This window comes from Parasynechococcus sp. (assembly GCF_042954325.1).
GTDB lineage: Bacteria > Cyanobacteriota > Cyanobacteriia > PCC-6307 > Cyanobiaceae > Parasynechococcus.
In genome coordinates this window covers 17323-40409 of sequence record NZ_JBGKDS010000039.1, presented here as the reverse complement: position 1 = coordinate 40409, position 23087 = coordinate 17323, and the positions used below count along the sequence as shown (strand labels likewise).

The window sequence follows — 23087 nt, the reverse complement described above, 5'->3', positions numbered from 1 at the left end:
TCACAGCCAAAGCCGGGCCAGTGCTTTCAGCATGTCCCGGCTTTGTTGTTGATACGAGCCACCAAACAAATTGGCGTGGTTGAGAACGTGATACAGGTTGTAGAGATCAACGCGCTGGCGGGCACCTGAGCGTTGTGGAATCACCTCCGCATAGGCGTCATAGAAGGAGGTGCTGAAGCCACCAAACATCCGCGTCATTGCGAGATCCACCTCAGGATCAGCCCAATAAGCAGCAGGGTCATAGATCGCCCCTCGACCGTCGTTCAGGGAGCCTGCGTTGCCTCCCCAGAGGTCTCCATGCACCAGAGATGGCTGCAGCTCGAGCGCGTTCAAGTGCTCGGCAATCGCCTGGAGCAACGGAAGAAGGTCGTCGAGTTGAAGCCCCCAGCGAGCTGCGTCGCTGATTTGCGGCCGCAGCCGCAGGTCAACGAACGCGTCACCCCAGCCGTCTGACCAGCCACCCGGCTGACGCCCTGACCCGATAAAGCCATCGCGATGCCAGCCGAAGCGGCCGGGACCCACCGCAGCGGACTGGCCATGAAGACAAGCCAGACCCCGACCCAGCGCGGTTTGATCTCCGGAGCTGAGCTCCAGCCAAGGCAGCACCAGGACAGCACCGGATGGCAACAGCCACGAACCGATCGGCCTCGGCACCACGAGCATCGCGGGGTCGGCGCAGCGGAACAGGGCTTCCAGCGCCTCCGACTCCACCGCAAACATCGGCATCACCGCCGCCGCACCGGCCTTGACGAACACCTGCTCGCCCGTGGCGAAGGCAACCGCAAAAGCTTGATGGATACAGCCCCCGCCGACGGGGGTCACCCCCGTAATCTCTTGGCCGGAGAACGGACCATCAGCCGCCACCAGCTCGCGGACTAGAGCATCGTTCATCACAGCGCCGTCAGCCGCTTGTCAGCATGGCCCGATGACGGATTCGAGGGTGCTTGTCATCGGCGGTGGTATCGCCGGTCTCACAGCCACAGCATTGCTTGCCCAGGAGGGAGTTCCGGTCACGCTGCTGGAAGCACACCACCAGACAGGGGGATGCGCTGGCACGTTTCGACGCGGCCCCTGGACCTTCGATGTCGGAGCCACGCAGGTGGCAGGACTCGAGCCAGGGGGCAGCCATGAGCGCCTGTTTCGCCATCTCAAGGTGCCCCTGCCCGAGGCTGAGATCCTCGATCCCGGTTGTGTCGTCGACCTCGACGACGGCAGCCCACCGATCCCGCTCTGGCACGACCCTGCCCGCTGGCAGCACGAACGCGAGATCCAGTTCCCAGGCAGTCAACGGTTCTGGGCTCTCTGTGCGGCGATCCATGCCAGCAATTGGGACTTCGCCAGCCATGACCCGGTGGTCACGCCGCGCTCGCTCTGGGATTGGCAACAACTGCTCGGAGCGCTCCGACCCGCAACGATTGCCTCCGGTCTGCTGACCACGCTGACCATTGCCGATCTGCTCACCCTCTGCGGATGTGATCGGGATCAACGCCTGCGACGGTTTTTAGATCTGCAACTGAAGCTCTACTCCCAGGAGCCTGCGGATCGAACGGCCGCCCTCTACGGCGCAACCGTCCTGCAAATGGCTCAAGCCCCTCTGGGGCTTTGGCATCTGCAGGGATCCATGCAAGTTCTCAGTGATCGGCTCCTCGGTGCCATCAACCGCGATGGAGGCCAGGTGTTGCTGCGTCACCAGGTGAAGCGACTGGAACGTCAGGGCAACCACTGGCTGGTCCATTCGTCCAACTCAGCCGGCCAGTCCGTCGAACATCGGGCCGGTGATGTGATCTGCAGCCTTCCGCCCCAGACCCTGCCATCGCTTCTGGCCCCCAACACGATGCCAGCGGGCTACGGCCAGCGGCTCAACAACTTGATCCAGCCGAGTGGAGCCCTCGTGCTCTACGGCGTCGTCCGGCGTGGGGCCCTTCCCGCCGACTGTCCCGGACATCTCCAAAGGGGATGCAAGGTTCCGGGGTCCTTATTTGTTTCAGTGAGCCGCGAGGGTGACGGGCGCGCGCCGGCCGGACAAGCCACCTTGATCGCCAGTGTCTTCACCCCCACGGCGGACTGGTGCACCCTCCATGAGCCGCTCTACCAGGACCGCAAGCGACAAACGTTGCAGGCCATGCAGAGGGAACTCAACCGCTGGCTTGGCTTGAGCGGCGAAGACTGGCTGCACCAGGAGCTGGCCACCCCCCGAGGCTTCGCCGGCTGGACCGGGCGCCCGGAGGGAATCGTCGGAGGACTGGGTCAGCACCCAGCCCGGTTCGGGCCCTTCGGCCTCGCGGGCCGGACACCACTGGATGGCCTCTGGTTGTGCGGCGACAGCCTGCATCCAGGAGAAGGAACGGCGGGGGTCAGCCTTTCGGCGCTGAATGCCTGTCGGCAAGTCATGGAACGACGCGGTCAACCCCTCACCGTTCAACCCTGAAGCTGAGCGCTGACGGACCGGCCCCTCAACCACCACTCGCATCAGCACGGCTGAGAAAGGCCGGGCGCAGGCTCTGGGTGCGGGCTAACTCCTGACCGAGCTGGTCCCAGTTTTCTTTCATCACCGCATCTTCAAGCTGCTCAAGACTCCAGCGGTAGGCGGCCAGCCCCTTGAGGACGGCGTCGCGGTTGCCGGAGGCCATTGCCACGCCCAGGTCAGGATTGCCTCCACCGACCCGGGAGGTATCGGCAAAGCCACTGGAGGCCAGCGTCATGGCCAGCTGACGAATCTCCGGATCCCGCTCATCACCAGCAGCCCGGAGCAACGCCGCACTGACGAAAACCGGCACATGGGAAATCAGTGCCACGGCTTGATCGTGCTGAGCCGCTGAGGCAACCGTCCAGAGGCTCCCTAGCGCAACCGCCACCTCCTGAACCACCCGAAGCGCACTCGCATCCGTCTGTGCATCGGGTGTCGCAATCCAGGGGCGGCCCCGAAACAACCCTGAGATGCCAGCGTCCACTCCTGCTTCCGCAGTACCAGCCATCGGATGGCTGGCCACAAAACGGGGATGGAGATGACGCCAGGCCTCCAGCACGGGCGCTTTCACAGATCCGACATCGGTCACCACTGCTGTTGGCGGCAACGCCGCAATCAGGGCCGGATCGGGATCCAGCAGGCGTGCAATCGGCAAAGCGAGGATCACCAGATCACAGCTGGCCAGACAGGCCGGATCGGTGCTGACGTGCTGAACCAAGCCACGGGCCAGTGCCCGATCAGCGGTCTCCTGCCGATGCACCAGGCCCTGCACCTCCCAGCCCAGCGCCTGCAGATCCAAACCGAGAGAGCCCCCGATCAAACCCAGTCCGACCACCCCTGCCCGTCGCTGATCGGCCATGACTCATCGCTGCTCTGGCGGCCATGTTGATCGATGGATTGCGATGAACCATCCGAATCCAGCCCCCTACTTAGGGTTCTTCGATGCTTGAAGCCCAGGCCCATCAGCAACTCAAGCGCTTGCTCCAGCAAGACGATGGGGCCTGGCCGCACCAGCTCACCCTGAGCCGATTGGTGGGCAGAAGCCTGCGCCGACGAGACAAGACACTGATCAAACTCAGTCCAGACAGCCGGGATCGCTGGTGGCTGGGGCTTCTGGTTCCCCTCTGCCTAAGGGCGAACAACTGCGTGCTCGTTCTCAACCAAAGGCAACGGGACCGGCTGCTCCAGATCGAGTTGCCAAAACTGCGGAACCAAGGCGTACCACTGCCCTGCTGGGATGGGTCATCACCACCGCCGGGAGAGCAACTTTGGCTGCTCAGCAGCAGCGGCCTGATTCGAGCCCACCGCGAAGGCTGGCTGAGCGGGCGTCAGTTGTTGATTCCCGATGTGGACCAGCTCAGCCGTCGGCTGCGACGCAGCCTGACCATTCGCATCGAAACCCATGACTGGGAAGTCCTGCGTCGGGCCCACCCCCATGCGGATCGACTGCTGTTGGATCTGCACGAACGGCTGAGTCGGCGACTGTTCCGGGATGCCACCCACCGCAATGGGCGCCTGCGGATGGAGGGGGCTGATCTTCAAGCCCTCAAGGATCTTTTGCAACTCCTCCAGCCCTCCCCGGATCCCTGGGGCCGGTTGCTGCAAACCGCCCCGGATGGATGGGTGAGCTGGGCCGTTCTCGACCACAGCCTGCTGCAGTGGAGCTGGCGCCTGGCCCCGCTGGAGCCGTTGCAAGACCTGCAGGGATTACTGCGGGATCAGCCGGCGCTGCTGCTCAGCTGCATCGGCCAGACCAGCCATCTCGAACAGGAACTGCGCGATGCGGCCTTCGACGCCGATGTCACCGCGACCCTTGGCGACAGCGCGTTCCAGGAGCCAGTGCCGATCTATGCCCCGCGGCGCCAGCCCTTACCCAACACAGAGATCTATGCCGAGCATCTGCTGGATCATTGCCGCCGACTCATCCTCGGTCGCCGCGGGCTGACGGTGATTCTTCTCGATGATGCGCCGCTCAGGCTGGGACTCACCAGCGCCTTGGCCGCTGAGTTCGGCAGCCGGGTCAAGGAGGAGGCCACAGCCCCTGACGCCAATGGTGTGATCAGTGCCCGCTGGAGCTGGTGGCTCAAACATCAACACCAACTTCCTCAGCCGGAGCAGCTGATCATTGGCCTGCTGCCGATCGCCAGCCTCACATCTCCCTTGACAGCAGCACGTGTGGAACGGATGAAGCGCAATGGTGACGACTGGTTCCGCAATCTGCTGCTGCCAGAGGCACTCAGCCTGCTGCCGGCCGCCATCTCCCCACTGCGACAAAGCGGAGGGCGACTGGCGATTCTGGATGGTCGCCTGCGCGGTCGTCGTTGGGGCGACCAGGTGTTGAGCGCCCTGGAACCTTGGGTCCCCCTGAACCGGCTGCTGCCCGACTGAACAGGATCCTTAATCTGGGGAACCAGGGTTCAAATGGATGGGAGAAGCACGCCGACGGGCCGCCCAGGGATTGCCACCCCGCGAAGCCAAGTCCAACAAGTCCAAGGACACCTCCCCCAGGATCGTTCCCTGGCTTCCCTTAACGCAGAACCAAACGCGTCAGTTCGTGGCCGTCACCACGCGCGGGGCATGGATCGGCATCGGTGGCCTGGTGCTGTTCTGGATCACCGTGCGCTTCATCGGCCCCGCTGCGGGATGGTGGGACCTGGCCGACATGCCCTAAGCATCAGGCATTGATCCGCAACCCCAAACACGCAGCCGCCAAAATCAGAAGAAAACCTTTAATCTGATTCTCAAAGAGACTCAGGTATGTTCCCGCGCCTTGCTGAGCACTATCGATCGCTGATTCAGGACCTCGTCCTCAGCCTTCAAGCACTGGCCACGGGGCTTCAATCCCAGGGCATTTCGGCTGCCTGTTACGTCTGCGGAACCATGCAGGACAACCAGGGAGCATCGTTTGTCGCGGAGATCGGCGATCAGCACCTCATCCGCTTCCTCGTCTCCGACTGCGGCATCAGCTGGGTTGAGTCCCGCAATGGCCATGAGCTTGTGAAGCTGGAAGGCGGTGAAGCCATCCATGAGCTGCATCGCATCGCGGAACTCCTGCAGCAACAGGCGGGGATGCCACAGAGCGACATCCCGAGCCTGGCCTGACTCAGGAGGCAGGCGACGTCCCCGATGCCTTGAGATCCGCCTTCTTGTCCTGCTGACTGGTCCGCGCCGCGGCCGCCAGCGGCCGCATGGAATTGGCAGTCACCTCAGACCCCTCGGTGAGTTTTTGGCGCACCAGGGTTTCGATCGTCTCCGCGGTCTCGGGGTTCTGCTCCATCCAGGTGATGGTGTTGTCACGCCCCTGGCCGATGTTGTCCCCTTCGTAGCTGTACCAAGCGCCCTTACGAACGACCACCCCGGTCTCCTCCGCAAGATCCAACAAGCAGCCAAGCGTGCTGATGCCTCGTCCAAACAGGATGTCGAACTCTGCAATCCGGAACGGAGGGGCCACTTTGTTCTTGGCCACTTTCACCTTCGCGCGGATCCCGAATTCCTCCGTGCCTTTTTTCAGCGTCTGAATCCGGCGAATGTCCAAGCGCACAGAGGCATAAAACTTGAGCGCGTTGCCACCGGTGGTCGTCTCCGGGTTGCCGTAGGTCACGCCGATCTTGAGGCGAAGCTGGTTGAGGAAGATCACCGTGCAACCAGATTTACCGATGTTGCCGGTGATCTTGCGCATCGCCTGGCTCATCAGACGCGCCTGGCTCCCCACCGCCAGATCCCCCATCTCACCTTCGATCTCTGCGCGAGGCGTCAGGGCGGCGACGGAGTCAACGACAACGATGTCCACCGCAGCGGAACGCACCAGCTGATCAACGATCTCCAGGGCCATCTCGCCGGTGTCCGGCTGGGAGACCAGCAGATTTTCAATGTCCACCCCCAGGGACGCGGCATAGACCGGATCGAGGGCATGCTCAGCGTCTACAAACGCCGCCACGCCGCCACGCTTCTGCACCTCGGCAATCGCATGCAGGGTCAGGGTCGTCTTACCGGAGCTTTCCGGGCCATAGATCTCAACGACACGTCCCTTGGGATAACCACCACCGAGGGCCAAATCCAGGGTGAGTGCACCGGTGGAGATCGTTTCCACCCGCATGCGGGAGGCATCCCCGAGACGCATGATCGAGCCTTTGCCGAAGTTGCGCTCGATCTGACCGAGCACCAGATTCAGCGCCTTGTCGCGCTCTCCGGGGCGACCATCCGTGGCGCGGGGCTCAGAACCGGAGGGGGCGGATTTCATCTCAACGGGCATGACAGCAACCTGAAGCTAAGGAACGAGAGATCCAATGCCACAGGAGCGCCGAATCGTCTCAGGTAGTACAGGCGTACGCTAGCGAATCAAGGCCACTGCGCCAAGGGGCGAGCCAGGTCCTTCGGCTCGAGCCGATGCACGCCATCCGGAAGGTCGACGATGTCGTCGGGCTTGAGATACCCCCAGCTCACCAGGAGACAGGGCAACCGCTCCAGCCCCGGGGTGGCCAGCACGGTCTCCAGGGTCGCGCGACGATCCTCAATGAAGGCGCGCAGCGCACGCTCCTGCTGCAGCTGAAGCAGCACCTCCGGCTTGCCCCCAGCTTCCCGCCCGTAGAGGCGCCATGGGCTCAGCCCCAGGCCATCGAGCAATTCCGCGGTGAACGCGGCCCCTTTGGTCGTGAGCACCGCCCAGTCGACCCCTTCCGAGTCAAAGGCCCGCAGACGCTCAACCACTCCCGGGAAAGGGTGATGCAACGCAAGCCACTGGCCACGATCCGTTGCCAGTGCATCGTTTCTGGTCCGATCGAGGGCCTGCTGCAGGGCCGGCGCCGACACCCCCAGGCGTTGCAGGGCCTGACGCTGCTGAAGCCCGTAATCCGCGACCCAAGCGTTGACGTCGATGCGATCCAGCGCAGCCGCCAACAAAACCATCTCCCAGCCGTGATGCACCCAGGGACGCAGTTGCCGAAAAGCGGTGGGCACCGCAACCGGCAACGACAGCTTCAACGCGGGCCATAGCGACCCAGCCGCTTGACGGGCACTCCACCAGTACTCCTCCATGCCATCGACGATCACCCCGTCGAAATCAAAGACGAGAAGAGGAGAGGAATTCATCTAAAACTGGGCCGCTAGGATTCGAACCTAGGAATGGCGGGACCAAAACCCGCTGCCTTACCACTTGGCGACGGCCCATTGTTCCGGAACAATCCGCTTGCATGCGGAGCACCGGCGTCTCAATAGTTACCCACAACAGAGTCACCTTCGTCAATCCATTGGGAGCTCAAGAGCCAATCAGGGTGGAAAAACCCTGAGTCGACAGGCCTCTTCAGCACCGAATTCATCGCTACGCAGGTGATAGCGACGGATCAGATCTTCCTGCATTTGGCGGACGCGCTTGGAGCGGGGCAGGAGCTCCACAGGACGTCCCTGGGGGATGACCACCTGCTCGACCGCCAGCCGACATTCCTCGAGGGCCGCCAAGGCGTCATCCAGGGCACCGGGGGCCGCACTGGGCGCCACGGGTGTGCCGTCCTGCCGGCGCGTCAGCAGGCGATCGAGCGCCCGTTCCACCTGCGCGAAGGTGTCGGCCTTGATCACCAGAATCGGGACCTTCAGCTCCCTCGCCTGTCGGCGCAGAGACGGCTCACGACCGAGGCCCTGACGCACGCTTAAGACAACGTCAGCTTGCGCAAGATCCTGCACCAGTCGAGCGGGCCAACCATGGCGTCGCACCACCTGCTCGACCAGCTGTGGCGTGATGCCGCAGCAGAGCACCTGCAGCGGTGAAGCCGTCGGGCTCGCAGACGCGTCAGCGTCAGATGCGCTGGCCCCGTCCTCCTCACGCGAGGCGACCGGCGACGGCATCGGAACCACCGCCAACCCAGGGCGCGTCGAGGTCATGGGTGCCGTGCGTGGACGCTTGGGCTGAAGCGGTTGGCGTGGCTCGATCAGCTGAACCGAGCCATCGTCCTGAAGCTGGCGCTGCTGCACCAGGGGCGTCTGGCCACGCAGCAACTGGTCCACCGTGAGTGCAACATCAGGGTGCACCGCCCAGGAATGGCGGCTGTGCATTTCCACCGCCACCGGAAAGGTCGGTTCAGCCGCACGCTCCAAAACAGTTTTTTGGGTGCGTCGCCGGCGTGCTTCGTCATCGCCGAGGGTGACCGACTGAATCCCACCGACAAGATCACTCAGCGTCGGGTTCTTGATCAGATTCGCCAGCGCATTGCCGTGGGCTGTGGCCACCAGCATCACGCCGCGTTCGGCGATGGTGCGTGCCGCCTGAGCTTCCAGCTCTGTGCCGATCTCATCGATGACGATGACCTCAGGCATATGGTTTTCAACCGCCTCGATCATCACCTGATGCTGCTGCTCAGGACGGGCAACCTGCATCCGTCTGGCCCGTCCGATCGCCGGGTGCGGAACATCGCCATCACCAGCGATCTCATTGCTGGTGTCGATCACAACGACCCTGCGTTGAAGGTCATCGGCGAGAACCCTGGCGATCTCACGTAAGGCCGTGGTTTTGCCGACGCCAGGCCGCCCCATCAACAACAGGGACTGGCCGTCATCCAGCAGATCACGGACCATCGCCACCGTTCCAAAAACCGCACGGCCGACACGACAGGTCAGACCAACCACCACCCCTTGGCGGTTGCGAATGGCGCTGATGCGATGAAGGGTGCGCTCGATTCCGGCGCGATTGTCAGCCCCGAACCGACCGAGACGGGCCACAACCCCATCCAGATCATCACGGGTCATCGGGTGATCGCCGAGGGACACGGCACGGCCGGGATACCGCGCCTCCGGCACACGCCCAAGATCCAGAACCACCTCAAGCAAAGCCTCGCGGCTCTCATCACTCGCCAACTGGCGCTGCACACCATCGGGCAGCAGCTCCAGCAGGCGCACGAGATCGTCCGTAATCCGCTGTGTGCTCATGGCGATTCGATCAAACCGCCTTCTAGCAACTGAAGCCAACCGTCGGTCGCGTGCTCCACGGTTCCACCAAATCCCGGGCGATCGTCACGGCTTCCGACCAGCCCTCCGGCCATTCCCGCAGGGATGTCTGCCGCTGCTGGGCCTCCTGAAGCAAGGGCTGAAGCACGCGGCGAGCCATCCCACCAAAGGCAACGCCAGCAGGCCATTCGTCCGGGGCCAGATGACCCAACGTTGCGGCATTGGTCCCACCGGCCAACTGCAAGGGCCCTGGAGGCGCAACCGCTTGAAGCGATCGCCAGAGCTGCACCGCTGCACGGGAGGTCCCGGCACCGATGTCACCACGCATCGGACGACCGTCCAACTGCCAGAGCGGCCTGAACCCATGGCGTCGCATCAGGACGTATCGGCTCCACAGCTCCGCAGCCAAGCCCGCCGGATTCAGGCCATGCCCCTCCAGCCCGCAACTCACCGCTAAACGTTGAAGCGGCAACGCGGACGCAGCCAGCGCCTCAACCGCAGCGGCGAATTCGATGCTGCGGCCGGGCGAGGTGTGAATTTCAACGGCATCGGGACGCTCCGCACGCAGCAGCTCAGCCATGGCCGCAATCGGGAGCTGGTGCTCGTGCTCGGAGATCAACCCCAGCGGGCAGGCGGGCAGACAACGACCACAGCCATAACAACGTTGCGTGTCAACGCCGGCCCCCACAGGAATGGCATCGGCAGGACAAACCCTGGCGCACGGACGGGGGCAATCGGCCGGACAATGGAGGGGATCAAACCAGGCTTTCCGGAAGTGGGGGTCGGCACCATCGCTGAGGCTGACCATCAGCCACGGACGTCGCCCAACCAGGCCCTCCGCCCAATCCAAACCCATCCGCGTGGCGCGAATGACCGCAGGGTCAGCGGCAACATCAACGCAATGGACGCCGGCGACCGCGTAAACGGCGCTGAGATCGGCAATCGCCGGAAGATCCTGATTGCTCGCACCGCAGATCAACTTGACCCAACGGCCCTGGCCGAGGGCCGCGTCGGGGGTTAGCCCTGGAGCAGAGTCGTCATCGGCTGCCATCGCAGGCTCCTCGAACCACCCATTTCAACGATGATCTTGAGGCGGGGCTCACGCCGACAGAGGTCACACAGCGACAGCAATTCGGACCGGGACAGAACCTGACCTTCCAGCAACCAGAGCGCCACAGGATCGTTGCCGACAAAGAGCTCTCCCAGCTGCGGAGCAACCTCCTGGACCTCACCGACGGCGGCGCCACGACCAACGCTCTGATGGCCAAGGTGCGGGGGGCGCACACCATGCTTCTGGGTCAGAAACACCTCGGGATCGCCCAGGCCACGGGCGGAGGTCATCCTGGTGCGATAGCCGGCTGCCCGCAGCCGGCGCAGGAGACGCGTTTCGGCACCCCCTTCGAGGGGAGCATGAACGGCCAGGCATCCACTGGCTTCAAGATCGCGGCGAAATCCCCGACCGGTGAGAAGCAGAGGCATGGAACGACCAGAGCTGCGGGTGAGTCTGGCAGCAGATCTGCAGAAGAGAGAAGGGTTCCGCGGTGTTGTAGGTTCGTTGTTTGTTCTGTATTTCTGTGCCCGTCCGCTAGCCGGGCCTCCAGAGCTCAGAACAGATCCAGCGGTAGCGCTGGATCCCAAGGCCAGAGCATGGATTCGTCGGAATTCAATGCCGGGAAACTGAACCTCAAGGCGCTTGCGCCAGGTTTTCAAGTCCCAGCCTCGCTGATTCGTCGCTAGCTCCATTCGAAATTCAATCGGGTCGCTCAATCGATCGACCTCGTATTTCGAAAACGACTGCGTTTCCACGATCAGTACGTCATGCCCCGCCCGACATTGTTCGGTCGGTGGTTGTCCAGCTGGCGTTCACCACCTCCCATGTCAATCGGCATTCTCGGGAAGAAATTGGGCATGTCCCAGTTCTTCGACGAGCAGGGCAGAGCAGTTCCGGTCACCTTGATCGAAGCTGGTCCCTGCCGGATCACCCAAATCAAGAACAACGACACCGACGGCTATTCCGCGGTGCAGATCGGCTTTGGCGATACGCGCGAAAAGCTGGTCAACAAGCCTGCCAAGGGTCACCTGGCCAAGTCTGGAGAGTCCGTTCTGCGTCACCTGCGCGAATACCGCGTTGATGGCGTTGACGGTCTCGAGCTTGGCGGCGATGTCACCGTCAGCGACTTCGAAGCTGGTCAGAAAGTTGATGTCAGCGGCGACACCGTCGGACGTGGCTTTTCTGGTTACCAAAAGCGGCACGGCTTCAGCCGAGGACCAATGACTCACGGTTCGAAGAACCACCGTGAGCCTGGTTCCACCGGCGCAGGCACCACACCCGGTCGGATCTATCCCGGCAAGCGGATGGCTGGTCGCTACGGCGGCAAGAAAATCACCACCCGCGGCCTGACGATTCTCAAGATCGATACCGAGCGCAACCTGCTCGTGGTCAAGGGATCCGTTCCTGGCAAGCCTGGTGCACTGCTGAATATTCGTCCTGCGAATCGGGTGGGCTCGAAAGCCGCTCAAGGAGGTAAGTGATGGCTAGTTGTGTCGTTCGTGATTGGCAAGGGAAAGAAGCCGGCTCGGCAACCCTTGACCTCAAGGTGGCCAAGGAGTCCACAGCCGTTGATCTCATGCACCGTGCGGTTCTGCGTCAGCAGGCCCACAGCCGCCAGGGAACCGCAAGCACCCTGACCCGGTCGGAAGTGCGTGGTGGTGGTCGCAAGCCCTACAAGCAGAAAGGAACTGGACGGGCCCGCCAGGGTTCCATCCGCACCCCGTTGCGTCCCGGCGGCGGCATCGTCTTCGGACCGAAGCCCCGCACCTACAACCTTGCGATGAACCGCAAGGAGCGTCGCCTGGCCCTGCGCACCGCGCTGATGGCTCGCATTGACGACGTCACCGTGGTGAAGGACTTCGGTGCCGCTCTCGACGCCCCCAAGACGCGCGAGATCATCGATGCCCTCGGCCGTCTCGGCATCGCTGCAGACGCCAAGGTGCTGATCGTTCTGACCTCACCATCCGACGTTGTGCGCCGCTCGGTTCGCAACCTCGACAAGGTCAAGCTGATCGCCGCAAATCAGCTCAACGTCTTCGATCTTCTCCACGCCAACGCCTTGGTGCTGGGCGAGGACGCTCTTGCCACCATCCAGGAGGTCTACGCCGATGACTGAGCGTTTCCAAGGACGTCTGGCGGATGTGATCCGTCGACCACTGATTACCGAAAAGGCCACCCGTGCCCTCGAGCTGAATCAGTACACCTTCGAAGTTGACCACCGCGCCGCGAAGCCGGACATCAAGGCCGCCATCGAGCAGCTTTTTGATGTCAAGGTCACCGGCATCAGCACCATGAACCCACCGCGGCGCAGCCGTCGGATGGGCCGCTTCGCCGGCAAACGTGCCCAGGTGAAGAAGGCTGTGGTGCGCCTGGCGGAAGGCAACTCGATCCAACTCTTCCCTGAGTCCTGAGGGGTCTGAATCGTCATGGCAATCCGTAATTTCCGCCCCTACACCCCCGGTACCCGCACCCGGGTGGTCACCGACTTCAGTGAAGTCACCGGCCGCAAGCCGGAACGCACCCTGGTGGTCGCCAAGCACCGCCGTAAGGGTCGCAATAACCGTGGTGTGATCACCTGCCGCCATCGCGGCGGTGGCCACAAGCGCCTGTATCGCGTCGTCGATTTCCGCCGCAACAAGCACGGAATTCCGGCCAAGGTCGCAGCCATCCACTACGACCCGCATCGCAATGCGCTGCTGGCACTGCTCTTCTACGCCGATGGCGAGAAGCGCTACATCCTGGCGCCGGCTGGCGTTCAGGTGGGTCAGACCGTGGTCTCCGGCCCCGATGCACCCATTGAAAGCGGCAACGCAATGCCCCTTTCATCGGTGCCCCTCGGCTCCAGCGTTCACTGCGTCGAGCTTTATGCCGGCCGCGGTGGCCAAATGGTTCGGACCGCAGGTGCTAGCGCACAGGTGATGGCCAAAGAAGGTGACTACGTCGCCCTCAAGCTGCCTTCCACTGAGGTTCGCCTCGTCCGCCGCGAGTGCTACGCCACCCTCGGCGAAGTCGGCAACTCTGAAGTTCGGAACACCAGCCTTGGTAAGGCCGGTCGTCGCCGTTGGCTCGGACGCCGTCCTCAGGTCCGAGGCAGTGTGATGAACCCCTGCGATCACCCCCACGGTGGTGGTGAAGGTCGTGCACCGATTGGCCGTTCCGGCCCGGTGACCCCTTGGGGCAAGCCCGCCCTCGGTCTCAAGACCCGCAAGCGGAACAAGCCCAGCAACCGATACGTGCTCCGGAAGCGTCGCAAGACCTCCAAGCGGAGCCGTGGCGGACGCGATTCCTGATGCCAACCGTCGTATTGCTGCCTGCTTAATCCGCTATGGGACGTTCACTCAAAAAAGGCCCGTTCATTGCTGACAGCCTGCTTCGCAAGGTTGAAAAGCAAAATGAGACCGATGACAAATCGGTGATCAAAACCTGGTCTCGGGCTTCCACGATCCTGCCGATGATGATCGGCCACACCATTGCCGTTCACAACGGCAAATCCCACATCCCCGTGTTCATCACGGAACAGATGGTGGGGCACAAGCTGGGTGAATTCGCACCCACGCGCACCTTCAAGGGCCACATCAAAGACAAGAAAGGAGGCCGCTGACGCCATGACCACGTCAACTCCCACGGCACCTACTGCACAGGCCCACGGACGCTTCATCCGCGGTTCCGTGTCGAAGGTGCGCCGTGTTCTCGACCAGATCCGCGGTCGCACCTATCGCGACGCGCTGATCATGCTCGAGTTCATGCCCTACCGCTCCACCGGACCGATCACCAAGGTGCTTCGTTCCGCGGTTGCCAATGCCGAGCACAACCTGGGCCTCGATCCCTCCTCCCTGGTGATCTCCCAGGCCAGCGCCGACATGGGTCCGTCCATGAAGCGCTACAGGCCGCGCGCCCAAGGCCGCGCCTACCAGATCAAGAAGCAGACCTGCCACATCAGCATTGCTGTGGCAGCTCAGACCGATTCCTGACCCCCGAGGTTCTGACTGATGGGACACAAAATCAACCCAACCGGTCTGCGCCTGGGGATCACCCAGGAACACCGGTCCCGCTGGTATGCACCCAGCAAGAGCTATCCGGCCCTCCTCCAAGAGGATGACCGGATCCGCAAGTTCATTCACAAGAAGTACGGCTCTGCCGGCATCAGCGATGTGCTGATCGCTCGCAAGGCTGATCAACTCGAAGTCGAGCTCAAGACCGCACGCCCCGGTGTGCTGGTTGGCCGTCAAGGCAGCGGCATCGAGGAACTCCGCAGCGGCATCCAGAAAACCGTCGGTGACAAAGGGCGCCAGGTGCGCATCAATGTCGTCGAAGTGGAGCGCGTCGATGGCGATGCCTTCCTGCTCGCCGAATACATCGCGCAGCAACTGGAAAAGCGTGTGGCCTTCCGCCGCACCATTCGGATGGCGGTCCAACGTGCGCAACGCGCTGGCGTGCTCGGCCTGAAAATCCAAGTGTCCGGTCGCCTCAACGGCGCTGAGATCGCTCGGACGGAATGGACCCGTGAGGGCCGCGTTCCCCTGCACACCCTCCGCGCCGACATCGACTACGCAACCAAGGTGGCCACCACCACCTACGGCGTGCTCGGAATCAAGGTGTGGGTGTTCAAAGGCGAAGTGCTGAGCGACGAAGCCCAGCCGATGCCTGTTGGAGCGTCCCCGCGTCGCAGGGCCAGCCGTCGGCCCCAACAGTTCGAAGACCGCTCAAACGAGGGTTGAACAGGAGGCCTGAACCATGCTGAGTCCAAAACGCGTCAAATTCCGCAAACAGCAACGTGGCCGCATGCGCGGCGTTGCAACCCGTGGCAACACCATTGCCTTCGGTCAGTTTGCGTTGCAAGCCCAAGAGTGCGGCTGGATCACCTCGCGTCAGATCGAGGCCAGCCGTCGTGCCATGACCCGCTACGTCAAGCGTGGCGGAAAGATCTGGATCCGCATCTTCCCGGACAAGCCCGTCACCATGCGTGCGGCTGAAACCCGGATGGGTTCCGGTAAAGGCAACCCGGAATTCTGGGTCGCTGTGATCAAGCCGGGCCGGATCCTCTTCGAAATGGGTGGTGACGAAATCACCCCCGAAATCGCACGTGAAGCCATGCGTCTTGCGCAATACAAGCTTCCCGTGAAAACCAAATTCATCCAGCTGGATGAATCGAAGCAAGCCGATGCAGCTGCACCGGCCGCTTCTGCTGCCGCCACCGTGGAGTCCTGACCATGGCCCGTCCCAACGCCGCCGATGTGCGTCAGCTGTCTGACGCGGACATCAACGAACAGATCGACGGTCTTCGCCGCGAACTGTTCGAACTCCGCTTCCAGCAGGCCACGCGCCAGCTCACCAACACGCACCGTTTCAAAGAGGTCCGCATCAAGCTGGCCCAGCTGCTGACGGTGCAATCGGAGCGCCAGCGCTCCACCGCTTCCTGAACCCCCTCTCTGTACCCATGGCAGTCAAGGAAAGGGTCGGCACCGTCGTCAGCGACAAGATGGAGAAAACAGTGGTGGTTGCGGTTGAAAGCCGCTTCCCCCATCCCATCTACCAAAAGACGGTCAGCCGCACCACCCGTTACAAGGCTCACGACGAAGACAACGCCTGTCGCGTCGGTGACCGGGTCCGAATCACCGAAACCCGCCCGATGAGCCGCCACAAGCGCTGGGCCATCGCTGAAGTGCTGAGCCACAGCCCCAAAGCTGAGGCCGCATCCCCTGACGCTCCCGCCCAGGAGGTGAGCCAGTGATTCAGCAGGAGTCTTATTTGAACGTCGCTGACAACAGCGGCGCCAAGCGCATCCAGTGCATTCGTGTGCTGGGCACCAACCGTCGTTATGCCCACGTCGGTGACGTGATCGTGGCCGCGGTGAAGGATGCGATGCCCAACATGGGCGTCAAGAAATCCGACGTGGTCAAGGCCGTCGTGGTGCGCACCAAAGCCACCATGCGTCGCGACACCGGTAATTCGATCCGGTTCGACGACAACGCCGCCGTGATCATCAACGACGACAAAAACCCGAAAGGGACCCGCGTCTTCGGCCCCGTTGCCCGTGAACTTCGCGAGCGCAACTTCACGAAAATCGTGTCCCTCGCTCCGGAGGTGATCTGACCATGGCGACTGCAACCCCCCGCGCCAAGTCCGTCGAACGCACCAAGATGCGCATTCGTCAGGGCGACACCGTTCAGGTGATTGCCGGTAAGGACAAAGGCAAAACAGGTGAAGTGCTCCGCACGCTGCCCAACGAGAACCGCGTGATCGTTCAGGGCATCAACATGCGCACGCGCCATGTCAAGCCAAGCCAAGAAGGCGAGTCCGGACGCATTGTCACGGAGGAAGCATCTCTGCATGCCTCCAACGTGATGCTGTATTCCACGGCCAAAAAAGTGGCCAGCCGCGTTGAAATCGTCGTGGAAAGCGACGGAACCAAAAAGCGTCGGCTCAAGAAAACCGGTGAAGTCCTCGACTGACCCCGACTTCTGACCAAGACCAGAAGCCCCCGTACCCCGCAATGTCACTCAAAAAGCGCTACCGGGAGACCATTCAGCCCAAGCTGAAGAAGGATCTCTCCCTCGACAACATCCACGAAGTCCCCAAGGTGCTCAAAGTCACCGTTAACCGGGGCCTCGGTGAAGCTGCTGCCAACGCCAAGTCTCTTGAGGCTTCGGTGAATGAGCTCGCTCAGATCACCGGTCAAAAAGTGGTGATCACCCGAGCCAAGAAAGCCATCGCCGGCTTCAAGATTCGCCAGGGCATGCCGATCGGCTGTGCCGTCACCCTGCGTGGCGACCGCATGTATGCCTTCCTCGAGCGCCTGATCAACCTTGCGCTGCCCCGTATCCGTGACTTCCGTGGCGTGAGCCCGAAAAGTTTCGACGGTCGTGGCAACTACACCCTCGGGGTGCGGGAACAAATCATTTTTCCTGAGATCTCTTTCGACAAGATCGAGGCCATCAGGGGCATGGACATCACCATCGTGACCAGCGCCCGTTCGGATGAAGAGGGCCGGGCCCTCCTCCGCGAGATGGGAATGCCGTTCCAGAGCAACTGAGCCCTCCCCGTCCACACCTATGGCTAACCACGACCCCATTTCCGACATGCTCACCCGCATTCGCAATGCGAGTGAGAAGCGTCACGAGACCACCAAGATTCCCGCATCGCGGATGACCCGCAGCATCGCCAAGGTGCTGCAACAGGAGGGTTTCATCTCCGAAATCAGCGAGCAGGGTGAAGGAGTGCGCACCGAACTGGTGCTGGCACTGAAATACAGCGGCAAGCACCGCCAGCCCACCATCCGTTCGATGCAACGGGTGAGTAAGCCCGGTCTTCGCATCTACAAGAACACCCGTGGCCTTCCCAAGGTCCTCGGCGGACTCGGCGTCGCCATCATCTCCACCTCCAAAGGTGTGATGAGCGACCGCGATGCCCGTCGCGAGGGCGTCGGTGGCGAAGTGCTCTGTTACGTCTACTGATCCGGAGCTGAACCATGTCACGTATCGGCAAAAATCCTGTTCTTCTTCCCGACAAGGTGAGCGTCTCCCTCGACGGTCTCACCGTGACGGTGAAGGGTCCCAAAGGCGAGCTGCAGCGCACCCTCCCCGACGGTGTCACTGTGACTCAGGACAACAACAGCATCGTGGTTGCCCCCACGAGCAACAAGCGCACCTCCCGTGAGCGCCACGGCCTCTGCCGCACCCTCGTCGCCAACATGGTGGAAGGTGTGAGCAACGGGTTCAGCAAGAACCTGGAGATCGTCGGTGTGGGCTCCCGTGCCCAGGTCAAAGGCAAAACCCTTGTGGTCAGTGCTGGCTACAGCCATCCCGTCGAGATGGAAGCCCCTGAAGGCATCACCTTCAAGGTGGAAAACAACACCAAGGTGACCGTCTCCGGCATCGACAAGGAACTGGTGGGCAATGAAGCCGCCAAGGTCCGCGCCATCCGCCCCCCCGAGCCCTACAAGGGCAAAGGCATCAAATACGAGGGCGAGCGCATCCTGCGCAAGGCGGGCAAGTCCGGCAAGAAATAAGCCTTGTCCTGACGTTTCTCTCCTTCACCCACCATGTCCCAACTGTCCCGCAAGCAGCAGACGCAGAAGCGCCACCGGCGCCTGCGTCGCCACATCAACGGCACCTCGGAACGTCCGAGACTCGCCGTATTCCGCTCCAACAATCACATTTACGCCCAGGTCATCGACGACGATGCCCAGAGCACACTTTGCTCGGCATCGACCGTCGACAAAGAGCTGCGCACCGGTCTGAAGACGAACGGTGGTAGCTGTGATGCCTCGACTGCCGTTGGCGAACTCGTCGCCAAACGCGCGATTGCCAAAGGCATCCAGCAGGTGGTCTTCGACCGTGGCGGCAATCTGTACCACGGCCGGATCAAGGCCCTCGCTGACGCCGCCCGGGAAGCGGGCCTTCAATTCTGATCCCTGCTCTCAACATGACCGATTCCTCCCCCCAGACCAATTCCAACGCCGTGCCGGGCGCGGCCGACGTTCCCGCAGCGGCCGAAGGTCAGCAGCAGGAACAGCGCCGTGGCGGTGGCCGTGGTGACCGTCGCGGTGGCCGCCGTGGTGACCGACGCGGTCAAGAGCGTGACTCCGAATGGCAGGAGCGCGTGGTGCAAATTCGCCGCGTGTCCAAAACCGTGAAAGGCGGCAAAAAGATGAGCTTCCGGGCCATCGTCGTCGTCGGCAACGAAAAAGGCCAAGTCGGTGTTGGCGTCGGCAAAGCCGGTGATGTCATCGGTGCCGTCCGCAAGGGCGTTGCTGACGGCAAAAAGCACCTGGTGAAGGTGCCTTTGACCCGCCACAACTCGATTCCGACCCTCTCCAACGGTCGCGATGGTGCTGCCAGCGTCCTGATTCGCCCCGCAGCTCCCGGTACCGGTGTAATTGCGGGCGGCTCCATCCGCACCGTGCTCGAATTGGCCGGCATCAAAAATGTCCTGGCCAAGCGCCTGGGCAGCAAGACGCCCCTGAACAATGCACGGGCTGCCATGGTGGCCCTGTCCAGTCTCCGCACCCACAAGGAGACTGCCAAGGAACGGGGAATCTCCCTCGAGCAGATCTACTCCTGATTCGCGATGACTCTCCGACTCGATTCCCTCAAACCCAATAAGGGCGCACGTCGCCGCAAACTGCGCAAGGGCCGCGGCATCGCCGCCGGCCAGGGCGCGAGCTGCGGCTTTGGTATGCGTGGCCAGAAGTCCCGTTCGGGCCGTCCGACCCGTCCGGGCTTCGAAGGTGGCCAAATGCCCCTCTACCGCCGGGTCCCGAAGCTCAAGCACTTCCCCCTGGTCAACCCGAAGCACTTCACTGTGCTGAATGTGTCGGCGCTGAACGACCTCAAGGACGGCAGCACCGTCAACCTCGACTCCCTGGTCAAGGACGGCATCGTCACCAGCCCCAAGCACCCACTGAAGATGCTCGGGAATGGTGATCTCAAAGTGAAGTTGACCGTTCAAGCGGCGGCCTTCACGGGCTCCGCCCGCACCAAGATCGAAGCCGCCGGCGGCACCTGCGAAGTCCTGGACTGAATTCAGGCCCCCCTGGTCTCAACTCAGCCTTAGGCTCTGAGCCGTCCGTTGGACTTCGGTCTGCGGGCGGCTTCGCTGCATCAAGCCCAACCCATTTCTCTCGGACATGCTCGTCAGTCGGGGTCGCAACCCCAACGCCGCCGAAGTGATCAGCCAGCTGTTCACCAACGCTGGTCTGCGCAATCGCGTCCTCACCACCCTGGGATTGCTTCTGCTGGTGAGACTTGGCAATTACATCCCGATTCCAGGCATCGATCGGGTCGCCTTCAAACAGTTCACCGACGGTGCAACCGACCTCATCGGTTTCCTGGACATCTTTACGGGGGGAGGAATCTCCACGCTGGGGATCTTTGCCCTGGGAATTCTTCCCTTCATCAATGCCTCGATCATCCTGCAGCTGCTGACCGCAGCCTTGCCCCAGCTCGAGGATCTGCAAAAAAACGAGGGCGAGGCGGGACGTCGAAAGATCGCGCAGATCACCCGCTACGTGGCGCTGGGTTGGGGATTGCTGCAGAGCATCGTCTTCGCAACCATCCTGCGGCAATACGCCCTTGAAGGGATCAGTGACACGGTCTTCATCGTGCAGACAGCACTGGCCCTGGTCACCGGCTCAATGGTGGTGATGTGGATCAGTGAAGTGATCACCGAGCGAGGGATTGGTCAGGGTGCCTCCCTGGTCATCTTCCTGAACATCGTCTCGTCACTCCCGAGAACCCTCAGTGCAACCATCGAGGCGGCCCAGACCGGGGAACGCGCCACCGTGCTCGGGATCATCGTCCTGGTCCTGGTGTTCCTCGTCACCATCGTGGGAATCATCTTCGTGCAGGAAGGCGCGCGACGGATCCCGATCGTGAGCGCGAAGCGCCAGATCGGCGGAACCGGCGTGCTTCCGTCACGGCAGAGCTACCTGCCGCTGAAACTGAATGCCGGTGGTGTGATGCCGATCATTTTCGCGTCTGCACTGATCTTTCTCCCCTTCACGATCGCCAACCTCACCAAAAATGAGTGGTTGGCACGGATCTCTTCAGCGCTCAACCCCAGCGCAACCAATCCCTGGCCCTACGCCCTGACCTTCTTCGCGCTGATTCTGGGTTTCTCCTATTTCTATGCCTCGTTGACGGTCAACCCCGCCGATATGGCCACCAATCTCAAGCGTGGTGGTGTCGCCATTCCTGGGGTGCGACCAGGCAGTGCAACGGCCAACTATCTGTCGGGCGTCCAGAACCGCCTCACCTTGCTCGGGGGCCTCTTCCTCGGCTCGGTGGCGATCATCCCCGCCGCTGTCGAACGGGCCACGCAGGTGCAGACCTTCCGTGGTCTCGGCGCCACCTCGCTGCTGATCCTTGTCGGCGTGGCGATCGACACCGCCAAACAGGTGCAGACCTACGTGATTTCGCAGCGTTACGAGGGATTGGTTCGGCAATAACCCCCGGCTGTACCTCGCCTCTCATTCTTCGACCATCCACCAAGACCATGAAAACCCGCCTTCTCTTCCTCGGCCCTCCAGGCGCTGGCAAAGGCACCCAAGCGGCACGACTCTGCGAGAGCCATGCCATGAAGCACCTCTCCACAGGAGATCTGCTGCGTGCGGAAGTGGCCGCAGGCTCGCAGCTCGGCAAGGAAGCCGAAGCCGTCATGAACCGAGGTGAGCTCGTCAGCGATGCCCTGGTGCTCGCGATCGTGGAAAGCCAGATGAAGGCACTCACGGGTGGCGGCTGGCTTCTGGATGGCTTCCCCCGAACCGTGCCTCAGGCCGAAGCCCTAGAACCCCTGCTGGCGCAACTCGAACAGCCGATCGAGGCGGTGGTCCTGCTCGAGCTCGACGACGCCGTCTTGATTGAACGGATGCTGTCCCGCGGACGGGCCGATGACAACGAAGCGGTGATTCGCAATCGGCTTGAGGTCTATCGGGAGAAAACGGCTCCACTGATCAGTTACTACAAGGCCAAAGGGCTACTGATCTCTGTGCCAGCCGAAGGCAGCGTTGAGGCCATCACCGAACGGATCACCGCCGTGTTGAGTTGACCCGCGTGGTACTGTTGCCGTTTGGAAATTTGGAGAGCCACGCCTCATGAAGGTGCGCGCCTCAGTCAAGAAAATGTGCGACAAGTGCCGGGTGATTCGTCGCCACGGCCGGGTGATGGTGATTTGCCCCAACCCCAAGCACAAACAGCGCCAAGGCTGAAGCCTGGCCGACTTGCATTCACGCTACGCAGCTGACTTCAGAACTGTGTAGCCCCTTCCCGCCTCCGATCCCACGGAGGCCTTTGTCCCTCCTCGATTGAATCTCCGTGGCACGGATCGCCGGCGTTGACATCCCTCGTGACAAGCGAGTTGAAGTCTCCCTCACTTACATCTATGGAATCGGCCTGACTCGGGCCCAGACCATCCTCGCCCAGACGGGCGTGAACCCTGACACCCGGGTCAAGGACCTCGAGGATGGCGACATCCAGAAGCTCCGTGAAGCCACCGAAGGGTTCACCATCGAGGGTGATCTCCGTCGTCAGGAGGGCATGGCCCTCAAGCGTCTTCAGGACATTGGCTGCCTGCGTGGTCGCCGTCACCGCATGAGCCTGCCGGTGCGTGGCCAGCGCACCCGCACCAATGCACGCACGCGTCGCGGTGCTCGTAAAACCGTGGCCGGCAAGAAGAAGTAAGGCCCCACTGCCTCGCTCTGAGGCACCACTGACCCCTCCGCCCCAGACATTCCTCGGCCCATGGCCAAAACCGCTAAGAAATCCGGCCCCAAGAAGGCCAAGCGCAATGTGCCCAATGGGGTTGCGCACATCCAGAGCACCTTCAACAACACGATCGTTTCGATCACCGACACCGCTGGCGAAGTCATCGCTTGGTCTTCGGCTGGTGCAAGTGGATTCAAAGGTGCTCGTAAAGGCACTCCCTTTGCCGCTCAAACCGCAGCTGAAGCCGCTGCCCGTCGCGCGCTCGACCAAGGCATGCGTCAGATCGAAGTGTTGGTCCGTGGCCCTGGCTCAGGTCGTGAAACCGCAATCCGTGCACTTCAGGTCGCTGGCCTCGAAATCACGCTGATTCGCGACGTCACACCGCTGCCCCACAACGGTTGCCGCCGGCCCAAGCGCCGTCGCGTCTGAGCCG

At 62.4% G+C, this 23087-nt stretch carries 34 protein-coding genes and 1 tRNA gene; 27 read left to right on the top strand and 8 right to left on the bottom strand.

All coding sequences use genetic code 11. From position 1 onward, the window contains the following. Positions 1 to 891: a fructosamine kinase family protein gene (locus ACGVKB_RS06170; protein ID WP_392350393.1), complete on the bottom strand. Its 891-nt coding sequence runs from the start codon at positions 889 to 891 to the stop codon at positions 1 to 3. Between the two features lie 34 nt (positions 892 to 925). On the opposite strand from ACGVKB_RS06170, the gene crtD reads away from it, so the two are divergent. Next, a complete protein-coding gene (gene crtD, locus ACGVKB_RS06165) occupies positions 926 to 2428 on the top strand; it encodes a C-3',4' desaturase CrtD (protein ID WP_392350392.1) in 1503 nt (500 codons plus the stop codon). 25 nt (positions 2429 to 2453) lie between these two features. Here the strand turns inward: crtD and ACGVKB_RS06160 are convergent, their stop codons facing one another. Next, positions 2454 to 3326 (bottom strand): prephenate/arogenate dehydrogenase, encoded by an 873-nt coding sequence (locus ACGVKB_RS06160; protein ID WP_392350391.1) that lies wholly within the window; start codon positions 3324 to 3326, stop codon positions 2454 to 2456. A gap of 83 nt (positions 3327 to 3409) precedes the next feature. On the opposite strand from ACGVKB_RS06160, the gene ACGVKB_RS06155 reads away from it, so the two are divergent. The 3 genes from ACGVKB_RS06155 to ACGVKB_RS06145 all read left to right on the top strand — a co-directional run bounded on the left by ACGVKB_RS06155 (position 3410) and on the right by ACGVKB_RS06145 (position 5569). Further along, complete coding sequence (locus ACGVKB_RS06155; protein WP_392350390.1) at positions 3410 to 4855, top strand: helicase; 1446 nt, start codon at positions 3410 to 3412, stop codon at positions 4853 to 4855. Positions 4856 to 4892: 37 nt separating this feature from the next. After that, entirely contained in the window at positions 4893 to 5138 is a 246-nt protein-coding gene (locus ACGVKB_RS06150) for a DUF2839 domain-containing protein (protein WP_392350389.1), read from the top strand. Between the two features lie 86 nt (positions 5139 to 5224). Next, positions 5225 to 5569, top strand: coding sequence for a DUF1815 family protein (locus ACGVKB_RS06145; RefSeq protein ID WP_392350388.1), 345 nt, complete (start codon positions 5225 to 5227; stop codon positions 5567 to 5569). Between the two features lies 1 nt (position 5570). Here the strand turns inward: ACGVKB_RS06145 and recA are convergent, their stop codons facing one another. From recA to ACGVKB_RS06115, 6 genes are all read right to left on the bottom strand, one after another. Beyond that, positions 5571 to 6719 carry a recombinase RecA gene (gene recA, locus ACGVKB_RS06140; protein WP_392350387.1) on the bottom strand — a complete coding sequence of 383 codons (1149 nt, stop codon included), beginning with the start codon at positions 6717 to 6719 and terminating at the stop codon, positions 5571 to 5573. Between the two features lie 86 nt (positions 6720 to 6805). Next, the gene (locus ACGVKB_RS06135; protein WP_392350386.1) at positions 6806 to 7555 is read right to left on the bottom strand and encodes an HAD family hydrolase; all 750 of its coding nucleotides are present in this window, start codon (positions 7553 to 7555) and stop codon (positions 6806 to 6808) included. A gap of 6 nt (positions 7556 to 7561) precedes the next feature. Next, a tRNA-Gln gene (locus ACGVKB_RS06130) sits at positions 7562 to 7633 on the bottom strand. A gap of 99 nt (positions 7634 to 7732) precedes the next feature. Further along, entirely contained in the window at positions 7733 to 9382 is a 1650-nt protein-coding gene (locus ACGVKB_RS06125; RefSeq protein ID WP_392350385.1) for an AAA family ATPase, read from the bottom strand. A 22-nt stretch (positions 9383 to 9404) separates the two neighbouring features. Continuing rightward, positions 9405 to 10451: an LdpA C-terminal domain-containing domain gene (locus tag ACGVKB_RS06120; protein WP_392350384.1), complete on the bottom strand. Its 1047-nt coding sequence runs from the start codon at positions 10449 to 10451 to the stop codon at positions 9405 to 9407. Continuing rightward, positions 10418 to 10879 (bottom strand): NAD(P)H-quinone oxidoreductase subunit N, encoded by a 462-nt coding sequence (locus ACGVKB_RS06115; RefSeq protein ID WP_392350383.1) that lies wholly within the window; start codon positions 10877 to 10879, stop codon positions 10418 to 10420. Before ACGVKB_RS06115 ends, ACGVKB_RS06120 begins: the two co-directional genes overlap by 34 nt. 396 nt (positions 10880 to 11275) lie before the next feature. On the opposite strand from ACGVKB_RS06115, the gene rplC reads away from it, so the two are divergent. The 23 genes from rplC (at position 11276) to rpsK (ending at position 23083) form a co-directional block, all read left to right on the top strand. After that, positions 11276 to 11932, top strand: a complete 657-nt coding sequence (gene rplC / locus ACGVKB_RS06110; protein WP_392350382.1) for a 50S ribosomal protein L3 — start codon at positions 11276 to 11278, stop codon at positions 11930 to 11932. Continuing rightward, positions 11932 to 12567: a 50S ribosomal protein L4 gene (rplD, locus tag ACGVKB_RS06105; protein ID WP_392350381.1), complete on the top strand. Its 636-nt coding sequence runs from the start codon at positions 11932 to 11934 to the stop codon at positions 12565 to 12567. Before rplC ends, rplD begins: the two co-directional genes overlap by 1 nt. Then, positions 12560 to 12862: a 50S ribosomal protein L23 gene (locus tag ACGVKB_RS06100; RefSeq protein ID WP_392350380.1), complete on the top strand. Its 303-nt coding sequence runs from the start codon at positions 12560 to 12562 to the stop codon at positions 12860 to 12862. Before rplD ends, ACGVKB_RS06100 begins: the two co-directional genes overlap by 8 nt. Before the next feature lie 15 nt (positions 12863 to 12877). Continuing rightward, positions 12878 to 13741, top strand: a complete 864-nt coding sequence (rplB, locus tag ACGVKB_RS06095; protein WP_392350379.1) for a 50S ribosomal protein L2 — start codon at positions 12878 to 12880, stop codon at positions 13739 to 13741. A gap of 35 nt (positions 13742 to 13776) precedes the next feature. Beyond that, positions 13777 to 14052 (top strand): 30S ribosomal protein S19, encoded by a 276-nt coding sequence (gene rpsS, locus ACGVKB_RS06090; protein WP_392350378.1) that lies wholly within the window; start codon positions 13777 to 13779, stop codon positions 14050 to 14052. A gap of 4 nt (positions 14053 to 14056) precedes the next feature. Then, the gene (gene rplV, locus ACGVKB_RS06085; RefSeq protein ID WP_392350377.1) at positions 14057 to 14422 is read left to right on the top strand and encodes a 50S ribosomal protein L22; all 366 of its coding nucleotides are present in this window, start codon (positions 14057 to 14059) and stop codon (positions 14420 to 14422) included. Positions 14423 to 14440: 18 nt separating this feature from the next. Beyond that, positions 14441 to 15169: a 30S ribosomal protein S3 gene (gene rpsC, locus ACGVKB_RS06080; protein WP_392350376.1), complete on the top strand. Its 729-nt coding sequence runs from the start codon at positions 14441 to 14443 to the stop codon at positions 15167 to 15169. Between the two features lie 16 nt (positions 15170 to 15185). Then, positions 15186 to 15659: a 50S ribosomal protein L16 gene (gene rplP / locus ACGVKB_RS06075; protein ID WP_392350375.1), complete on the top strand. Its 474-nt coding sequence runs from the start codon at positions 15186 to 15188 to the stop codon at positions 15657 to 15659. Between the two features lie 2 nt (positions 15660 to 15661). Further along, positions 15662 to 15871 carry a 50S ribosomal protein L29 gene (gene rpmC / locus ACGVKB_RS06070; RefSeq protein WP_392350374.1) on the top strand — a complete coding sequence of 70 codons (210 nt, stop codon included), beginning with the start codon at positions 15662 to 15664 and terminating at the stop codon, positions 15869 to 15871. A gap of 17 nt (positions 15872 to 15888) precedes the next feature. After that, on the top strand, positions 15889 to 16182 hold the full coding sequence (gene rpsQ, locus ACGVKB_RS06065; RefSeq protein ID WP_392350373.1) for a 30S ribosomal protein S17: 294 nt from the start codon (positions 15889 to 15891) through the stop codon (positions 16180 to 16182). Then, on the top strand, positions 16179 to 16544 hold the full coding sequence (gene rplN, locus ACGVKB_RS06060) for a 50S ribosomal protein L14 (RefSeq protein ID WP_392350372.1): 366 nt from the start codon (positions 16179 to 16181) through the stop codon (positions 16542 to 16544). Before rpsQ ends, rplN begins: the two co-directional genes overlap by 4 nt. 2 nt (positions 16545 to 16546) lie before the next feature. Then, positions 16547 to 16903 (top strand): 50S ribosomal protein L24, encoded by a 357-nt coding sequence (gene rplX / locus ACGVKB_RS06055; RefSeq protein ID WP_392350371.1) that lies wholly within the window; start codon positions 16547 to 16549, stop codon positions 16901 to 16903. A 41-nt stretch (positions 16904 to 16944) separates the two neighbouring features. After that, a complete protein-coding gene (rplE, locus tag ACGVKB_RS06050) occupies positions 16945 to 17484 on the top strand; it encodes a 50S ribosomal protein L5 (RefSeq protein ID WP_392350370.1) in 540 nt (179 codons plus the stop codon). 19 nt (positions 17485 to 17503) lie between these two features. After that, on the top strand, positions 17504 to 17905 hold the full coding sequence (rpsH, locus tag ACGVKB_RS06045; RefSeq protein ID WP_392350369.1) for a 30S ribosomal protein S8: 402 nt from the start codon (positions 17504 to 17506) through the stop codon (positions 17903 to 17905). A 14-nt stretch (positions 17906 to 17919) separates the two neighbouring features. Then, positions 17920 to 18459 carry a 50S ribosomal protein L6 gene (gene rplF / locus ACGVKB_RS06040; protein ID WP_392350368.1) on the top strand — a complete coding sequence of 180 codons (540 nt, stop codon included), beginning with the start codon at positions 17920 to 17922 and terminating at the stop codon, positions 18457 to 18459. Between the two features lie 33 nt (positions 18460 to 18492). Then, positions 18493 to 18861 carry a 50S ribosomal protein L18 gene (rplR, locus tag ACGVKB_RS06035; RefSeq protein WP_392350367.1) on the top strand — a complete coding sequence of 123 codons (369 nt, stop codon included), beginning with the start codon at positions 18493 to 18495 and terminating at the stop codon, positions 18859 to 18861. A 14-nt stretch (positions 18862 to 18875) separates the two neighbouring features. Continuing rightward, positions 18876 to 19514: a 30S ribosomal protein S5 gene (rpsE, locus tag ACGVKB_RS06030; protein ID WP_392350366.1), complete on the top strand. Its 639-nt coding sequence runs from the start codon at positions 18876 to 18878 to the stop codon at positions 19512 to 19514. A gap of 6 nt (positions 19515 to 19520) precedes the next feature. Next, positions 19521 to 19973: a 50S ribosomal protein L15 gene (gene rplO / locus ACGVKB_RS06025; protein ID WP_392350365.1), complete on the top strand. Its 453-nt coding sequence runs from the start codon at positions 19521 to 19523 to the stop codon at positions 19971 to 19973. 106 nt (positions 19974 to 20079) lie between these two features. Continuing rightward, the gene (gene secY / locus ACGVKB_RS06020) at positions 20080 to 21399 is read left to right on the top strand and encodes a preprotein translocase subunit SecY (RefSeq protein WP_392350364.1); all 1320 of its coding nucleotides are present in this window, start codon (positions 20080 to 20082) and stop codon (positions 21397 to 21399) included. A gap of 47 nt (positions 21400 to 21446) precedes the next feature. Next, entirely contained in the window at positions 21447 to 21998 is a 552-nt protein-coding gene (locus tag ACGVKB_RS06015) for an adenylate kinase (protein ID WP_392350363.1), read from the top strand. A gap of 46 nt (positions 21999 to 22044) precedes the next feature. Further along, a complete protein-coding gene (rpmJ, locus tag ACGVKB_RS06010) occupies positions 22045 to 22158 on the top strand; it encodes a 50S ribosomal protein L36 (RefSeq protein ID WP_255089371.1) in 114 nt (37 codons plus the stop codon). A gap of 106 nt (positions 22159 to 22264) precedes the next feature. Beyond that, on the top strand, positions 22265 to 22630 hold the full coding sequence (gene rpsM / locus ACGVKB_RS06005) for a 30S ribosomal protein S13 (RefSeq protein WP_392350362.1): 366 nt from the start codon (positions 22265 to 22267) through the stop codon (positions 22628 to 22630). A 60-nt stretch (positions 22631 to 22690) separates the two neighbouring features. Beyond that, positions 22691 to 23083, top strand: a complete 393-nt coding sequence (gene rpsK, locus ACGVKB_RS06000; protein WP_392350361.1) for a 30S ribosomal protein S11 — start codon at positions 22691 to 22693, stop codon at positions 23081 to 23083. Positions 23084 to 23087: the final 4 nt, after the last annotated feature.

What these genes read in the sequence shown, in the direction of transcription:
- rpmJ (WP_255089371.1), top strand. Translation starts at nt 22,045, where the DNA reads ATGAAGGTGCGCGCCTCAGTCAAGAAAATGTGCGACAAGTGCCGGGTG.
- ACGVKB_RS06150 (WP_392350389.1), top strand. Translation starts at nt 4,893, where the DNA reads ATGGGAGAAGCACGCCGACGGGCCGCCCAGGGATTGCCACCCCGCGAA.
- rpsQ (WP_392350373.1), top strand. Translation starts at nt 15,889, where the DNA reads ATGGCAGTCAAGGAAAGGGTCGGCACCGTCGTCAGCGACAAGATGGAG.
- rpsC (WP_392350376.1), top strand. Translation starts at nt 14,441, where the DNA reads ATGGGACACAAAATCAACCCAACCGGTCTGCGCCTGGGGATCACCCAG.
- rplB (WP_392350379.1), top strand. Translation starts at nt 12,878, where the DNA reads ATGGCAATCCGTAATTTCCGCCCCTACACCCCCGGTACCCGCACCCGG.
- ACGVKB_RS06120 (WP_392350384.1), bottom strand. Translation starts at nt 10,451, where the DNA reads ATGGCAGCCGATGACGACTCTGCTCCAGGGCTAACCCCCGACGCGGCC.
- rplC (WP_392350382.1), top strand. Translation starts at nt 11,276, where the DNA reads ATGTCAATCGGCATTCTCGGGAAGAAATTGGGCATGTCCCAGTTCTTC.
- rplE (WP_392350370.1), top strand. Translation starts at nt 16,945, where the DNA reads ATGTCACTCAAAAAGCGCTACCGGGAGACCATTCAGCCCAAGCTGAAG.
- rplD (WP_392350381.1), top strand. Translation starts at nt 11,932, where the DNA reads ATGGCTAGTTGTGTCGTTCGTGATTGGCAAGGGAAAGAAGCCGGCTCG.
- rpsK (WP_392350361.1), top strand. Translation starts at nt 22,691, where the DNA reads ATGGCCAAAACCGCTAAGAAATCCGGCCCCAAGAAGGCCAAGCGCAAT.
- recA (WP_392350387.1), bottom strand. Translation starts at nt 6,719, where the DNA reads ATGCCCGTTGAGATGAAATCCGCCCCCTCCGGTTCTGAGCCCCGCGCC.
- ACGVKB_RS06100 (WP_392350380.1), top strand. Translation starts at nt 12,560, where the DNA reads ATGACTGAGCGTTTCCAAGGACGTCTGGCGGATGTGATCCGTCGACCA.
- ACGVKB_RS06145 (WP_392350388.1), top strand. Translation starts at nt 5,225, where the DNA reads ATGTTCCCGCGCCTTGCTGAGCACTATCGATCGCTGATTCAGGACCTC.
- ACGVKB_RS06125 (WP_392350385.1), bottom strand. Translation starts at nt 9,382, where the DNA reads ATGAGCACACAGCGGATTACGGACGATCTCGTGCGCCTGCTGGAGCTG.
- rplR (WP_392350367.1), top strand. Translation starts at nt 18,493, where the DNA reads ATGTCCCAACTGTCCCGCAAGCAGCAGACGCAGAAGCGCCACCGGCGC.
- rpsS (WP_392350378.1), top strand. Translation starts at nt 13,777, where the DNA reads ATGGGACGTTCACTCAAAAAAGGCCCGTTCATTGCTGACAGCCTGCTT.
- rplO (WP_392350365.1), top strand. Translation starts at nt 19,521, where the DNA reads ATGACTCTCCGACTCGATTCCCTCAAACCCAATAAGGGCGCACGTCGC.
- ACGVKB_RS06135 (WP_392350386.1), bottom strand. Translation starts at nt 7,555, where the DNA reads ATGAATTCCTCTCCTCTTCTCGTCTTTGATTTCGACGGGGTGATCGTC.
- rpsE (WP_392350366.1), top strand. Translation starts at nt 18,876, where the DNA reads ATGACCGATTCCTCCCCCCAGACCAATTCCAACGCCGTGCCGGGCGCG.
- ACGVKB_RS06015 (WP_392350363.1), top strand. Translation starts at nt 21,447, where the DNA reads ATGAAAACCCGCCTTCTCTTCCTCGGCCCTCCAGGCGCTGGCAAAGGC.
- ACGVKB_RS06160 (WP_392350391.1), bottom strand. Translation starts at nt 3,326, where the DNA reads ATGGCCGATCAGCGACGGGCAGGGGTGGTCGGACTGGGTTTGATCGGG.
- ACGVKB_RS06115 (WP_392350383.1), bottom strand. Translation starts at nt 10,879, where the DNA reads ATGCCTCTGCTTCTCACCGGTCGGGGATTTCGCCGCGATCTTGAAGCC.
- crtD (WP_392350392.1), top strand. Translation starts at nt 926, where the DNA reads ATGACGGATTCGAGGGTGCTTGTCATCGGCGGTGGTATCGCCGGTCTC.
- rplX (WP_392350371.1), top strand. Translation starts at nt 16,547, where the DNA reads ATGGCGACTGCAACCCCCCGCGCCAAGTCCGTCGAACGCACCAAGATG.
- rplP (WP_392350375.1), top strand. Translation starts at nt 15,186, where the DNA reads ATGCTGAGTCCAAAACGCGTCAAATTCCGCAAACAGCAACGTGGCCGC.
- ACGVKB_RS06155 (WP_392350390.1), top strand. Translation starts at nt 3,410, where the DNA reads ATGCTTGAAGCCCAGGCCCATCAGCAACTCAAGCGCTTGCTCCAGCAA.
- rplF (WP_392350368.1), top strand. Translation starts at nt 17,920, where the DNA reads ATGTCACGTATCGGCAAAAATCCTGTTCTTCTTCCCGACAAGGTGAGC.
- rpsH (WP_392350369.1), top strand. Translation starts at nt 17,504, where the DNA reads ATGGCTAACCACGACCCCATTTCCGACATGCTCACCCGCATTCGCAAT.
- rpmC (WP_392350374.1), top strand. Translation starts at nt 15,662, where the DNA reads ATGGCCCGTCCCAACGCCGCCGATGTGCGTCAGCTGTCTGACGCGGAC.
- ACGVKB_RS06170 (WP_392350393.1), bottom strand. Translation starts at nt 891, where the DNA reads ATGAACGATGCTCTAGTCCGCGAGCTGGTGGCGGCTGATGGTCCGTTC.
- secY (WP_392350364.1), top strand. Translation starts at nt 20,080, where the DNA reads ATGCTCGTCAGTCGGGGTCGCAACCCCAACGCCGCCGAAGTGATCAGC.
- rplV (WP_392350377.1), top strand. Translation starts at nt 14,057, where the DNA reads ATGACCACGTCAACTCCCACGGCACCTACTGCACAGGCCCACGGACGC.